This is a genomic window from Pseudomonas migulae, assembly GCF_024169315.1.
In the GTDB taxonomy this organism is placed as follows: Bacteria; Pseudomonadota; Gammaproteobacteria; order Pseudomonadales; family Pseudomonadaceae; genus Aquipseudomonas; species Aquipseudomonas migulae_B.
The window spans coordinates 2,847,623-2,861,023 of the sequence record NZ_JALJWR010000001.1 but is presented as its reverse complement, the minus strand read 5'-3'; the positions used below and the strand labels follow the sequence as shown (position 1 = coordinate 2,861,023).

Annotated in this window: 13 protein-coding genes and 1 tRNA gene; 6 read left to right on the top strand and 8 right to left on the bottom strand. The window is 59.0% G+C overall.

The window, feature by feature from the left end; translation table 11 throughout:
* The first annotated feature begins 35 nt into the window (after nucleotides 1–35).
* Nucleotides 36–1,253 (top strand): MFS transporter, encoded by a 1,218-nt coding sequence (locus J2Y86_RS13095; RefSeq protein WP_253431893.1) that lies wholly within the window; start codon nucleotides 36–38, stop codon nucleotides 1,251–1,253.
* Nucleotides 1,254–1,405: 152 nt separating this feature from the next.
* Here the strand turns inward: J2Y86_RS13095 and ychF are convergent, their stop codons facing one another.
* The 8 genes from ychF to J2Y86_RS13055 form a co-directional block, all read right to left on the bottom strand.
* Nucleotides 1,406–2,506: a redox-regulated ATPase YchF gene (ychF, locus tag J2Y86_RS13090; protein ID WP_008011955.1), complete on the bottom strand. Its 1,101-nt coding sequence runs from the start codon at nucleotides 2,504–2,506 to the stop codon at nucleotides 1,406–1,408.
* 22 nt (nucleotides 2,507–2,528) lie between these two features.
* Entirely contained in the window at nucleotides 2,529–3,113 is a 585-nt protein-coding gene (gene pth, locus J2Y86_RS13085; protein ID WP_008037207.1) for an aminoacyl-tRNA hydrolase, read from the bottom strand.
* Between the two features lie 170 nt (nucleotides 3,114–3,283).
* Nucleotides 3,284–3,886, bottom strand: coding sequence for a 50S ribosomal protein L25/general stress protein Ctc (locus J2Y86_RS13080; RefSeq protein ID WP_129445115.1), 603 nt, complete (start codon nucleotides 3,884–3,886; stop codon nucleotides 3,284–3,286).
* Nucleotides 3,887–4,027: 141 nt separating this feature from the next.
* Nucleotides 4,028–4,969: a ribose-phosphate pyrophosphokinase gene (locus J2Y86_RS13075; RefSeq protein WP_003208392.1), complete on the bottom strand. Its 942-nt coding sequence runs from the start codon at nucleotides 4,967–4,969 to the stop codon at nucleotides 4,028–4,030.
* A gap of 46 nt (nucleotides 4,970–5,015) precedes the next feature.
* Nucleotides 5,016–5,090 (bottom strand) — tRNA-Gln (locus J2Y86_RS13070).
* Nucleotides 5,091–5,127: 37 nt separating this feature from the next.
* Nucleotides 5,128–5,979, bottom strand: a complete 852-nt coding sequence (gene ispE / locus J2Y86_RS13065; RefSeq protein ID WP_253431889.1) for a 4-(cytidine 5'-diphospho)-2-C-methyl-D-erythritol kinase — start codon at nucleotides 5,977–5,979, stop codon at nucleotides 5,128–5,130.
* A gap of 2 nt (nucleotides 5,980–5,981) precedes the next feature.
* The gene (lolB, locus tag J2Y86_RS13060) at nucleotides 5,982–6,599 is read right to left on the bottom strand and encodes a lipoprotein insertase outer membrane protein LolB (RefSeq protein WP_253431885.1); all 618 of its coding nucleotides are present in this window, start codon (nucleotides 6,597–6,599) and stop codon (nucleotides 5,982–5,984) included.
* 4 nt (nucleotides 6,600–6,603) lie between these two features.
* A complete protein-coding gene (locus J2Y86_RS13055; protein ID WP_253431882.1) occupies nucleotides 6,604–8,328 on the bottom strand; it encodes a tetratricopeptide repeat protein in 1,725 nt (574 codons plus the stop codon).
* A gap of 336 nt (nucleotides 8,329–8,664) precedes the next feature.
* Here J2Y86_RS13055 and hemA point away from each other — a divergent pair, with 336 nt between their 5' ends.
* From hemA to murI, 5 genes are read left to right on the top strand one after another with little or no spacing between them, the layout of a single operon-like run.
* Nucleotides 8,665–9,954 carry a glutamyl-tRNA reductase gene (gene hemA, locus J2Y86_RS13050; protein WP_253431879.1) on the top strand — a complete coding sequence of 430 codons (1,290 nt, stop codon included), beginning with the start codon at nucleotides 8,665–8,667 and terminating at the stop codon, nucleotides 9,952–9,954.
* Nucleotides 9,951–11,030, top strand: coding sequence for a peptide chain release factor 1 (gene prfA, locus J2Y86_RS13045; protein ID WP_017340754.1), 1,080 nt, complete (start codon nucleotides 9,951–9,953; stop codon nucleotides 11,028–11,030). The genes hemA and prfA overlap by 4 nt, the downstream gene beginning before the upstream one ends.
* Complete coding sequence (prmC, locus tag J2Y86_RS13040; protein WP_253431876.1) at nucleotides 11,027–11,857, top strand: peptide chain release factor N(5)-glutamine methyltransferase; 831 nt, start codon at nucleotides 11,027–11,029, stop codon at nucleotides 11,855–11,857. Before prfA ends, prmC begins: the two co-directional genes overlap by 4 nt.
* Complete coding sequence (locus J2Y86_RS13035) at nucleotides 11,851–12,606, top strand: molybdopterin-synthase adenylyltransferase MoeB (protein ID WP_253431873.1); 756 nt, start codon at nucleotides 11,851–11,853, stop codon at nucleotides 12,604–12,606. The genes prmC and J2Y86_RS13035 overlap by 7 nt, the downstream gene beginning before the upstream one ends.
* Nucleotides 12,599–13,390 (top strand): glutamate racemase, encoded by a 792-nt coding sequence (gene murI, locus J2Y86_RS13030; RefSeq protein WP_253431869.1) that lies wholly within the window; start codon nucleotides 12,599–12,601, stop codon nucleotides 13,388–13,390. The genes J2Y86_RS13035 and murI overlap by 8 nt, the downstream gene beginning before the upstream one ends.
* Nucleotides 13,391–13,401 lie beyond the last annotated feature (11 nt).

Sequence of the window (13,401 nt, the reverse complement as noted above, 5' to 3'; positions counted from 1 at the left end):
GCCCGTGTGCACCCATCTGCTGTACGGAAATTCCCATGGCTATCAGCAACGCCCAGACCGGCACGCCGCCGGCGTCCGCGACTTCACAAAGCAGCCCTCTGGTCATGCGCATCATCGGCGCCGTGGCGCTGGCGCATTTGATCAACGACCTGATTCAGTCGGTATTGCCGTCGATCTATCCGATGCTCAAGGCCAACTATGGCCTGACCTTCACCCAGGTCGGCCTGATCACCCTGACCTTCCAACTGACCGCCTCGCTGTTGCAGCCATGGGTCGGTTACCACACCGATCGCCACCCCAAACCCTGGCTGCTGCCGGCCGGGACGGTGTGCACCTTGATCGGCATTTTGATGATGTCGGTGGTCGGCACCTTTCCATTGATTCTGCTGGCGGCGGGGTTGATCGGCATCGGCTCGTCGACCTTTCACCCGGAAGCGTCTCGCGTGGCGCGGCTGGCGTCGGGCGGGCGATTTGGTCTGGCGCAATCGACATTCCAGGTCGGCGGTAACGCGGGCTCCGCGTTCGGTCCATTGCTGGCGGCGGCGATCATCATTCCGTTCGGTCAGGGTCATGTGGCGTGGTTCGGGTTGTTCGCGGTGTTTGCGCTATTCGTGCTTTACCGGATAAGCCGCTGGTACGCCAATCATCTGAGCCTGTTCAAACTCAAGCAAGGCCAGGCAGCGACGCATGGCTTGTCGAAAGGCCGGGTCATCAGCGCGCTGGTGGTGCTCGGCTTGCTGGTGTTCTCCAAGTATTTCTACATGGCCAGTTTCACCAGCTACTTCACCTTTTACCTGATCGAGAAGTTCGACCTGTCGGTGGCCAGTTCGCAGCTGCACTTGTTCCTGTTCCTGGGGGCAGTGGCGGCGGGGACGTTCTTCGGTGGGCCGATCGGCGACAAGATCGGGCGCAAGGCGGTGATCTGGTTTTCGATCCTCGGCGTGGCGCCGTTCACGCTGATCCTGCCGCATGTTGACCTGTTCTGGACCAGTATTCTGAGCGTGGTGATTGGCTTCATCCTCGCCTCTGCGTTCTCGGCCATCGTGGTGTATGCGCAGGAATTGGTGCCGGGGAATGTCGGGATGATTGCCGGGGTGTTCTTTGGACTGATGTTCGGCTTCGGCGGGATTGGCGCGGCGTTGCTGGGGTATCTGGCGGATGCGCAGGGCATTGAGTACGTGTACTTCCTGTGTTCGTTCCTGCCGTTGTTGGGTGTGTTGGCGATCTTCTTGCCAAGAACCAAAAAAGCCTGAGCACGGTTCCCCTGTAGGAGCGAGGCTTGCCCGCGAAGGCGTCATCACGGACGCTAAAAGCTTCGCGGGCAAGCCTCGCTCCTACAGGATACGGAGGTATCAGGCACAAAAAAGCCGCGTATCAAACGCGGCTTTTTCTTGGGTGATAGCTTTTACACGTTGAAACGGAAGTGCATCACGTCGCCGTCTTTCACGATGTAGTCCTTGCCTTCCAGACGCCATTTACCGGCTTCTTTGGTGCCGGCTTCGCCCTTGTACTGGATGAAGTCGTCGTAGGCGATGACTTCGGCGCGGATGAAGCCTTTTTCGAAGTCGGTGTGGATCACGCCAGCGGCTTGTGGTGCGGTGGCACCGACGCGGACGGTCCAGGCGCGGACTTCTTCGACACCGGCGGTGAAGTAGGTCTGCAGGTGCAGCATTTCGTAGCCGGCGCGGATCACTCGGTTCAAGCCAGGCTCTTCGAGGCCCAGGGCTTCGAGGAACATGTCTTTTTCTTCGCCGTCTTCCAGTTCGGCGATTTCGGCTTCGATCTTGTTGCAGACCGGAACCACCATGGCGCCTTCTTCTTCGGCGATGGCTTTGACGATGTCCAGCAGCGGGTTGTTCTCGAAACCGTCTTCAGCGACGTTGGCGATGTACATGACCGGCTTGGTGGTCAGCAGGTGGAAGCCACGGATCACCGCCTTGTCGTCGGCACCCATGTTCTTCATCAGGGTACGCGCTGGCTTGCCGAGAGTGAAGTGAGCGATCAACTGCTCCAACAGACCCTTCTGGACAACAGCGTCCTTGTCACCACCCTTGGCGTTGCGGGCGACTTTCTGCAGTTGCTTTTCGCAGCTGTCGAGGTCGGCGAAGATCAGTTCCAGGTCGATGATTTCGATGTCGCGTTTCGGGTCGACGCTGTTGGAGACGTGAATCACGTTCTCGTCTTCGAAGCAGCGGACCACGTGGGCGATCGCATCGGTTTCACGGATGTTGGCGAGGAACTTGTTGCCCAGGCCTTCACCTTTCGAGGCGCCGGCGACGAGGCCCGCGATGTCGACGAATTCCATGGTGGTCGGCAGGATGCGCTTTGGATTGACGATGGCCGCCAGGGCTTCCAGACGTGGATCCGGCATCGGCACGATACCGGTGTTCGGCTCGATAGTGCAGAAGGGGAAGTTCTCGGCCGCGATCCCGGATTTGGTCAGGGCGTTGAACAGGGTGGACTTGCCGACGTTAGGCAGGCCGACGATGCCGCAATTGAATCCCATGGTGTTTCCCCTCGGATAAGAGTCAGGCCTTCTGGCTGTGCAGGTTTTTCATCGCGCGGTTCCATTCCCCGGCGAGGATATCCGGCAGCACGCCGAGGGCAAAGTCGATGCTGGCATCGAGTTTTTCCTGTTCGGCGCGTGGCGCACGACCCAGGACGAAATTTGAAACCATACTGGCTACGCCCGGGTGGCCAATGCCAAGCCGCAAGCGGTAGAAGGTATTCTGATTGCCCAGTTGTGCGATGATGTCGCGCAACCCGTTGTGACCACCATGGCCGCCGCCCTGTTTGAGTTTGGCAACGCCCGGAGGCAGGTCGAGTTCGTCATGCGCCACGAGTATTTCTTCAGGCTTGATGCGGAAGAAACCGGCAAGTGCCGCCACGGCCTGGCCGCTGCGGTTCATGTACGTGGTGGGAATCAGCAGACGAACATCCTGACCCTGATGCGAATAGCGCCCGGTCAGGCCGAAATATTTGCGATCCGCCACAAGGTTTACGCCTTGTGCGTTCGCGATGCGCTCAACAAAAAGGGCCCCTGCGTTATGCCGGGTCTGTTCGTATTCAGCGCCTGGATTTCCCAGGCCAACGATCAGTTTAATGGCAGTCACGATAGGGGCCCTTCCTTGGAGTGGTGGATAACATCGCCGCAATCTGGGTGTGCGGCGAAAGTGGACGACAAGTGCTCATTTACCATTATGTAAACTCCGCGTTCTCGCCCGCTTTCTCGCTACGTTCCAGTCCGCGATGTTACCGGGTCACTCCGGCATCACAGAGTGAATTACTCTGCTGCGCCTTCTTCAGTAGCTTCTGGAGCAACACGTGGAGCGTGGACGTTGGCAACAGCCTTGTCATCGCCGTGTGCCAGAGCAACAAACTCAACGCCTTTAGGGGCTTTGAGGTCGGACAGGTGAATGATCGAGCCGATTTCGGCGTTAGCCAGGTCGACTTCGATGAATTCAGGCAGGTCTTTTGGCAGGCAGCTAACTTCGATCTCGGCTACAACGTGCGAAACTTCGCCGCCTTTCTTGATCGGAGCTTCTTCACCAACAAAGTGTACAGGCACGATAGCGGTCAGTTTCTGGCCAGCTACAACGCGTACGAAGTCAGCGTGCATCACGTGGCCTTTGGCCGGGTGACGCTGCAGAGCCTTGATGATTACGTTTTGCTTGGTGCCGCCAACGTTCAGCTCGATGATGTGGCTGTAAGCCGCTTCGTTTTCGAGCAGTTTGGCAACTTCTTTAGCCAGCATGCTGATGGATTCAGGGGCTTTTTCGCCACCGTAAACTACAGCTGGTACCAGGCTTGCGAGACGACGCAGGCGGCGGCTCGCACCTTTCCCCAGGTCGGAACGCACTTCAGCATTCAGAGTAAAATCGTTCATGTTGTATCTCCAAAATAACCACATTCGCCCCAGCGGTTGCGACCAGCGCTAAAGGCGATATGGGCAAAAAAGCCCCGCCCCGACAGGAATGCCGGGGCGGGGCGCTTTTCGTCAACGAGATGTTCGAGAAGGGCAGGGCCCTTAGCGGAACATCGCGCTGATCGATTCTTCATTGCTGATGCGGCGGACCGCTTCGGCAACAACCGGCGCGATATCCAGTTGACGGATACGCGAGCAGGCTTGAGCAGCAGCGGACAACGGGATGGTGTTAGTCACCACCAGTTCGTCCAGCATGGAATTTTCAATGTTTTCGATCGCCCGACCGGACAGCACAGGGTGTGTGCAGTAGGCGAAAACCTTGGCAGCGCCATGCTCTTTCAAGGCCTTGGCCGCGTGGCACAGAGTGCCGGCGGTATCGACCATGTCATCGACCAGAATACAGGTACGCCCTTCGACATCACCGATGATATGCATCACTTCAGAGTGATTGGCTTTCTCACGGCGTTTGTCGATGATCCCGAGATCCACGCCCAGGGATTTGGCAACAGCACGTGCACGCACGACGCCACCAATGTCCGGGGACACGATCATCAGGTTTTCGAAGCGCTGATCTTCAATGTCATCCACCAATACCGGGGAGCCGTAGATGTTATCTACCGGAATATCGAAGAAACCCTGAATCTGGTCAGCATGCAGATCAACCGTGAGAACACGGTCGATGCCGACTACGGTAAGCATGTCAGCAACGACTTTCGCGCTGATAGCCACACGTGCGGAACGCGGACGGCGATCCTGACGGGCATAACCAAAGTAAGGAATAACAGCAGTAATACGAGTAGCCGAGGAGCGGCGGAAGGCATCAGCCATCACTACCAGTTCCATCAGGTTATCGTTGGTCGGAGCGCAAGTCGGCTGAATAATGAAGACGTCTTTACCGCGGACGTTTTCATTGATCTCGGCTGTAATTTCGCCGTCGGAGAACTTACCGACAGAGATGTCACCGAGAGGGATATGCAGCTGACGTACGACACGTCGAGCCAGATCGGGGTTAGCGTTCCCCGTAAAGACCATCATCTTGGACACGCGCAGTACCTAGAGGCTGAGGGTAACCTGGATGAGTATAGGAAAATGGCAGGGGCGGCTGGATTCGAACCAACGCATGGCAGGATCAAAACCTGCTGCCTTACCGCTTGGCGACGCCCCTGTATCTGTTGCAACGAGTACCCAGTACTCGATTCCTTTTAGAGCAGACTTTGCAGCTTGCGATGCAACATCGAAACGTTGCTTCCTTTTGCTACAAACCCTGTAAGGGTCTCTGTAAGAAGGGCCGAGACTTTATCAGCTTCAGCTTTGCTTGGGAAGCCCCCAAACACACAACTTCCAGTTCCGGTGAGTTTTGCTTCGGTAAATTTACCTAACAAATTCAATGCGTTACGTACATCTGGATAACGCCTTGCTACCACCGCTAAGCAGTCATTTCGACTGTTTCCCTTGGGAACGGGGCGCACTTTAATGGGAGAAGAGTTACGTGTCAACAACGGATCTGAAAAAATTTCTGCTGTACTTACAGAGACTTGCGGCACAAGCACGAGATACCACGGTTCTTCGGGGTCTACAGGGGTGAGTTTCTCTCCCACGCCCTCGGCAAAAGCCGCGTGTCCACGCACGAAAACCGGGACGTCGGCGCCCAGCGTCAGGCCCAGTGCGGCCAGCCGATCCTCATTCCAGCCCAGCTGCCAGAGATGATTCAGACCGAGCAAAGTCGTCGCGGCATTTGAACTGCCGCCACCGATACCACCGCCCATGGGTAGAATTTTTTCGATCCAGATGTCGATCCCGAGCGAACAACCGGATTGCTCCTGAAGTTTTTTTGCCGCACGAACAATCAGATTGCTGTCGTGGGGAACGCCGTCGAATTCGGTGTGCAGCTGGATCACGCCGTCGTCGCGCACAGCGAAAGTGATTTCATCGCCGTAGTCGAGAAACTGAAAAATAGTCTGCAACTCGTGGTAACCGTCTTCACGGCGACCGAGGATGTGCAGCATCAGATTGAGTTTGGCAGGGGAGGGCAGCGTCAAGCGTGGGGCGGTCATGTTCATTGCCCCAGTTTGCGAGGTTGCCATTCCTTGATCACCAGCGTGACATCAAGGTCGGTGCCATGCAGTTTGATCCGCTCGGGCAGCCAGAAGCCGTTTTGCTCGGCATAACTCAGGTATTCGACTTGCCAGCCATCCTGATCCAGATTGGCCAGGCGGCTGTCGGCATCCAGTGTCAGGCGACTTTTGCTGTCCGGCGCCGGGAGTCCGCGGACCCACCAGGCCAGATGCGATACGGGCAGCTTCCACCCGAGCTGTTCTTCAAGCAGCACTTCCGGTGTCGGCGCTTCGTAACGCCCCTGATTGGCGACTTCCAGCGAAACCTTTCCGGGGTGTCCGGTCAGGCGTGCGGCGCCGCGACCCAGAGGGCCCGAAAGGCGGATGTCGTAATAGGACTGGCGCTGCAGCCAGAACAGCGTGCCGCTGCCCGAGTCTTTTGGCGCGCGGATGCCGATCTTGCCGTTGATCTGCCAGCCATCGAGGCTGGTCAGTTGCTCTTTGTGCGCACGCCATAGACCGGCGTCGCCTTGACCCTGAACCGATTCGCGGGCACCGAAGCCCGCGCAGCCGGCGAGCAGGGCGATAAAACTGAAAACGATGAAGTGGCGCAAAAACATGATTTTAAAGAGTCTCTGATCCGGTCAGGCGCTTGATGGTGCCGCGCAGGATTGGGCTGTCGGGTTGTGCCTTGAGGAACTTGCCCCAGATTTGTTTGGCTTCCCGTTGCTTGCCATTGGCCCACAGGACTTCGCCCAGGTGCGCCGCGACTTCCTGATCGGGGAAGCGATCGAGTGCCTGGCGCAAATACCGCTCGGCTTCATCAAGATTGCCCAGGCGGAAATTCACCCAGCCGAGGCTGTCGAGTACCGCCGGATCTTCCGGGGTGATCTGGTGCGCCTGTTCGATCAGGGCCTTGGCTTCCGCGTAACGCGTCGTGCGGTCGGACAGGGTGTAGCCGAGGGCGTTCAGCGCCATCGCGTTGTCCGGGTCGCGCTTGATGATCAGGCGCAGGTCTTTTTCCATCTGCGCCAGGTCATTGCGTTTTTCCGCCTGCATGGCGCGGGTGTACAGCAGATTCAGATCGTCCGGGTATTGCTGCAAGGCCTTGTGCAACACATTCCAGGCCTTTTCCGGTTGTTTGTTGGCGGACAGCGTTTCGGCTTCGATCAGATACAACTGAATCGCGTAATCGGGCTGCTCGTCGCGCTCGCTCGCCAGACGGCTTTGCGCTTCGGCGGTCTTGCCGTTGTTCATCAGGATATCGGCCTGACGCAATTGCGCGGGCAGGTAGTCGTTGCCCGGGCCGACCTGGGCGTATTCGATCAGTGCACCCTGGGGATCGTTGCGCTCTTCAGCGATACGGCCGAGGTTCAGATGGGCCGAGTCGACATGGCTTTCCCGGGCGATCAAGTCTTCGAGGTAACCCTTGGCCTCGTCCCAGGCCTTGGCTTCCAGGCACACCAGTGCCAGGGAATATCGCAGTTCGTCGTCTTCCGGGTACTGCTGAACCAGGCTCGAGAACTCGGCTTTGGCGTCGTCCATGCGGTCCTGTTCGACCAGCATGCGCGCGTAGGTCAGGCGCAGGCGTTTGTCGTCCGGGTATTTCTTGATGCTTTTTTGCAGCAACGGCAACGCTTCGTCGCCGCGATCAAGGGTTTGCAGCAAGCGTGCGCGCAGCAGGATCGGGGCGATCTCACCTTCGTCCGGCGGATTGTCTTCCAGCAAGGCCAGTGCGCCTTTGCTGTCGCCGTCCTGTTGCATCAACAACGCCTTGCCGAACGTCAGCTGGGTGTTGTGTGGGTGGCGCTGCAGCAAACGGTCAAAACTTTTCATCAACCCGTTACGGGTTTCCTGATCGGTATCGGCGGCGGAGAGGGCAAGGAAGTCGAAATGCGTGTCGCCCTTGCCTTGCAGGACTTTCTCCATATAGACCATGGAGTCGTCATAGCGCCCGGCGCGCGCCAGTTGCACGGCGGCGGCCCGTTGCGCCTCGAGGTCGTCCGGGGCGTTTTTTGCCCAGATCAGCGCGGTGTCCAGGGCAGCCTGGTCGGCGCCCAGGTACTCGGCGATGCGAAACGCCCGCTCGGAGATGCCCGGATCCTGGGTATTGATGGCCTGGGTCACGTAGTTGTCCAGCGCAATGTCGAAACGATTGCGTTGGCCAGCCAGTTCGGCGCTCAACAGACTGAAGACGGTTTCTTCACTGAATGAGCTGTAAACCTTGGGCTTTTCAGGGGCCGGAGTGCTGTCTTCGACCGGCGGCGTACCGTCCGGTGAAACGGGTGCCATGACCTGGCAGCCGCTGAGGAAGACAAAAGCGAGGAGCAACGCGGAAGATCTATTCATATAGGAAGAGGACGACTAACCTGCGGTCGGATCATCATGACACAAGCCTTCGGCCAAACATAACCGGCCGGGCATTTTCCCTCCGCGCCGTGTCCTGTGGGAGCTGGCTTGCCCGCGATGGTCGTTAACGATGACGGGTTTTTACAGGGCGTCAGCGGTGTTTGTCAGTCCATCGCTGGCAAGCCAGCTCCCACAGGGGCCGGTGTACGCCTCGTGTAAACGAGAACCGCTCGCAATGTCGAGTGTCGTCTACCGGGCCAATAGATATCGAGTAGTTGTTCTGGCTCTGTCGAAGTAGGACAATTGCCGGCTTCACGTCACCACCAGCGACTTTGAATGGCCTTCCTTGCACTCGGTATTAACCACAAGACTGCTTCAGTAGACGTCCGCGAGCGCGTGGCCTTTACCCCTGAGCAGCTGGTTGAGGCCCTGCAGCAGCTCTGCCGACTCACCGACAGCCGCGAAGCTGCGATCCTCTCCACCTGCAATCGCAGTGAACTCTATATAGAACAGGATCACCTTTCGGCTGACGTTGTGCTGCGCTGGCTGGCCGATTATCACCATTTGAGCCTCGAAGAGCTGCGCGCGAGCGCTTATGTGCACGAAGATGATGCGGCAGTTCGTCACATGATGCGGGTTGCCTCCGGGCTCGATTCGCTGGTGTTGGGCGAACCGCAGATTCTCGGCCAGATGAAATCCTGCTACGCCGTGGCCCGCGAGGCTGGCACCATCGGTCCGCTGCTCGGGCGTCTGTTCCAGGCGACGTTCAATGCGGCCAAGCAAGTGCGCACCGACACGGCCATCGGCGAAAACCCGGTGTCCGTGGCGTTTGCCGCGGTCAGCCTGGCGAAACAGATTTTCAGTGACTTGCAACGCAGCCAGGCCTTGCTGATCGGCGCTGGCGAGACCATCACCCTGGTCGCCCGTCATTTGCATGAGCTCGGGGTAAAACGCATCGTCGTCGCCAACCGCACCCTGGAGCGCGCAAGCATTCTGGCCGAGCAGTTTGGCGCTCATGCCGTTTTACTCTCGGACATCCCGGCCGAACTGGTGCGCAGCGACATCGTCATCAGTTCCACCGCCAGCCAGTTGCCGATCCTCGGCAAGGGCGCCGTTGAAAGCGCCTTGAAGCTGCGCAAACACAAACCGATCTTCATGGTGGACATCGCCGTACCGCGCGATATCGAACCTGAAGTCGGCGAGTTGGACGACGTTTACCTCTACAGCGTCGACGATCTCCACGAAGTGGTCGCCGAAAACCTCAAGAGCCGTCAGGGCGCTGCGCAAGCGGCGGAAGAAATGGTGTCGGTGGGCGCCGAAGATTTCATGGTCCGCCTGCGCGAACTGGCGGCGGTGGATGTGCTCAAGGCTTATCGCCAACAAAGCGAGCGCATGCGTGACGAAGAATTGCAGAAGGCCCAGCGGATGCTCGCCAACGGCAGCAGCGCCGAAGACGTGCTGGTGCAATTGGCGCGTGGCCTGACCAACAAACTCTTGCACGCACCGAGCGTGCAGTTGAAAAAGCTCTCTGCCGAAGGTCGCCTCGACGCACTGGCCATGGCCCAGGAACTCTTTGCTCTCGGTGAGGGCTCATCGGATAGCTTTTCGGATAAAAAACCGCAATGAAAGCGTCACTGCTCAATAAGCTGGACATCCTCCAGGACCGTTTCGAGGAACTGACCGCCTTGCTTGGCGATGGCGAGGTCATTTCCGATCAGACCAAATTCCGCGCCTATTCCAAGGAATACGCGGAAGTCGAGCCGATCGTCGACACCTATAAACAGTTGCTCAAGGTGCAAAGCGACCTCGAAGGCGCCCAGGCCCTGCTCAAGGACAGCGACCCGGACATGCGCGAAATGGCCGTGGAAGAAGTTCGCGAAGCCAAGGAGCAACTGATCGAGATCGAAGCCAGCCTGCAACGGCTTTTGCTGCCCAAGGATCCGAATGACGGGCGCAACGTGTTCCTCGAAATCCGCGCCGGCACTGGCGGTGACGAGGCGGCGATTTTCTCCGGCGACCTGTTCCGCATGTATTCGCGTTACGCCGAGCGTCGTGGCTGGCGGGTGGAAATCCTCTCGGAGAACATCGGCGAACACGGCGGCTATAAAGAAGTCATCGCTCGTGTCGAAGGCGACAACGTTTACGGCAAGCTGAAATTCGAATCCGGCGTGCACCGCGTGCAACGGGTTCCGGCCACTGAATCCCAGGGGCGCATCCACACCTCGGCATGCACCGTGGCGGTGTTGCCCGAGCCGGACGAACAGGAAGCGATCGAGATCAACCCGGCGGATTTGCGGGTCGATACTTACCGTTCTTCCGGTGCCGGTGGTCAGCACGTCAACAAGACCGACTCGGCGATCCGCATTACGCACTTGCCGTCCGGTATCGTCGTCGAGTGCCAGGAAGAACGTTCCCAGCACAAAAACCGCGCCCGGGCGATGTCCTGGCTGTCGGCCAAGCTCAACGATCAGCAGACCAGCGCCGCCGCCAACGCCATCGCCAGCGAGCGTAAATTGCTGGTGGGGTCCGGGGATCGTTCGGAGCGGATTCGCACTTACAACTTCGCCCAGGGCCGGGTCACCGATCACCGGGTCAACCTGACGCTGTATTCCCTCGATGAAATTCTCGCGGGCGGTGTCGATGCGGTGATCGAGCCGTTGCTGGCCGAATACCAGGCTGACCAACTGGCGGCCATCGAATGACGATCATTGCCAGCCTGTTGCGCGCTGCTGATTTACCCGACTCGCCGACGGCGCGTCTGGATGCCGAATTGCTGCTGGCGGCGGCGCTGGGCAAGTCCCGCAGTTTTCTGCACACCTGGCCGGAACGCATTGTTCCGAGCGACGCCGCGCTGAAATTTGCCGAGTACCTGCAACGCCGTCGCAGCGGCGAGCCGGTGGCGTATATTCTCGGCCAGCAAGGTTTCTGGAAACTCGATCTGGAAGTCGCGCCGCACACGCTGATCCCGCGTCCGGACACCGAATTGCTGGTGGAGGCCGCGCTGGAATTGTTGCCGGCCACACCCGCCAAGGTCCTCGACCTCGGCACCGGCAGTGGCGCCATCGCCCTCGCCCTGGCCAGTGAACGTCCAGCGTGGACCGTCACGGCCGTGGATCGTGTGCTCGAAGCCGTGGCCCTGGCCGAGCGCAATCGTCAGCGCCTGCACCTTAACAACGCCACCGTGCTGAGCAGCCACTGGTTCAGCGCGCTGGAAGGTCAGCGTTTCCAGCTGATCATCAGTAATCCACCTTACATTGCTTCAACCGATCCGCATCTGGTGGAAGGCGATGTACGTTTCGAGCCGGCCAGTGCGCTGGTGGCGGGTCTCGACGGGCTCGACGACTTGCGCCTGATCGTCGCCCAGGCACCGGATTACCTGGACGCGAGCGGCTGGTTGATGCTCGAACACGGTTATGATCAAGCCGAAGCCGTGCGCGATCTGCTACAGACCCGCGGCTTTGAAGAAGTCCACAGCCGCACCGATCTGGGCGGCCATCAACGGATCAGCCTGGGGCGCCTGCCGTGCTGAATGATCAGGAATTGTTGCGTTACAGTCGGCAGATTCTGTTGCAGCACGTCGACATCGACGGTCAGCTGCGACTGAAAGAAAGCCGCGTGTTGATCGTCGGTCTCGGCGGGCTCGGCTCGCCGGTTGCACTTTATCTCGCCGCTGCTGGCGTCGGTGAGCTGCACCTGGCGGACTTCGACACCGTCGACCTGACCAACCTGCAACGCCAGATCGTTCACGACACCGACAGTGTTGGCTTGACCAAGGTCGATTCGGCGATCCGTCGTCTGAACGCAATCAATCCAGAGATCACGTTAGTCGCCCATCGTACTGCGCTGGACGAAGATTCTTTGGCGGCCGCGGTTGCCGCCGTGGAACTGGTGCTGGACTGCTCCGACAATTTTTCCACCCGCGAAGCGGTCAACGCCGCCTGCGTGGCTGCGGGCAAGCCTTTGGTCAGCGGCGCGGCGATTCGCCTCGAAGGGCAATTGTCGGTGTTCGATCCGCGTCGCCCGGAAAGTCCGTGCTACCACTGTTTATACGGGCACGGCAGCGAAGCTGAACTGACGTGCAGTGAAGCCGGCGTCGTCGGGCCATTGGTTGGGCTGGTTGGCAGCCTCCAGGCGCTGGAGGCGATGAAGCTGTTGGTGGGTTTCGGCGAACCGCTGGTGGGGCGCTTGTTGTTGATTGATGCCTTGGGTTCGCGTTTTCGCGAGCTGCGGGTCAAGCGTGATCCGGGTTGCAGCGTCTGTGGGCCGAAACATGCGTGAAGCGCCGATTGGCGTGTTTGACTCCGGTGTCGGTGGACTCTCGGTGCTGGCCGAGATCCAGCGATTGCTGCCCAACGAAACACTGCTGTACTTCGCCGACTGCGGGAATATTCCCTACGGCGAGAAATCCCCGGAATTCATCCAGCAGCGTTGCAGCGTAATGGCTGAATTTTTTCAGCAGCAGGGCGCCAAGGCCTTGGTGCTGGCCTGCAACACAGCAACGGTTGCCGGCGTTGCGGATTTGCGACGCGATTATCCCGAGTGGCCCATCGTCGGCATGGAGCCTGCGGTCAAGCCGGCTGCAGCCGCGACCCGCAGCGGGGTGGTCGGTGTGCTCGCTACCACCGGCACCTTGCAGAGTGCCAAATTCGCCGCGCTACTCGATCGCTTCGCCACCGATGTTCGGGTGATCACTCAGCCATGCCCGGGGCTGGTGGAGTTGATTGAAAACGGCGATCTGCACAGCCCCGTCCTGCGTGAGTTGCTGGCCAGGTATGTCGGGCCGCTGCTCGCCGCCGGCTGCGACACGATAATTCTGGGCTGCACGCATTATCCCTTCCTAAAGCCAATGCTTAAGCAGATGATCCCTGAGGACATCACTTTGATTGATACCGGCGCCGCAGTAGCGCGGCAACTTCAGCGTTTGTTGGCCGAGCGCGAATTGCTCGCCGAGGGGCCTGCACGTGCTGCGCAGTTCTGGACGAGTGCCGATCCGGAGCATTTCAGAAATATCTTGCCGATCCTGTGGAATACCGCTGGCGTTGTGCAAAGCTTCAAGGGATAAACAAAATCCTG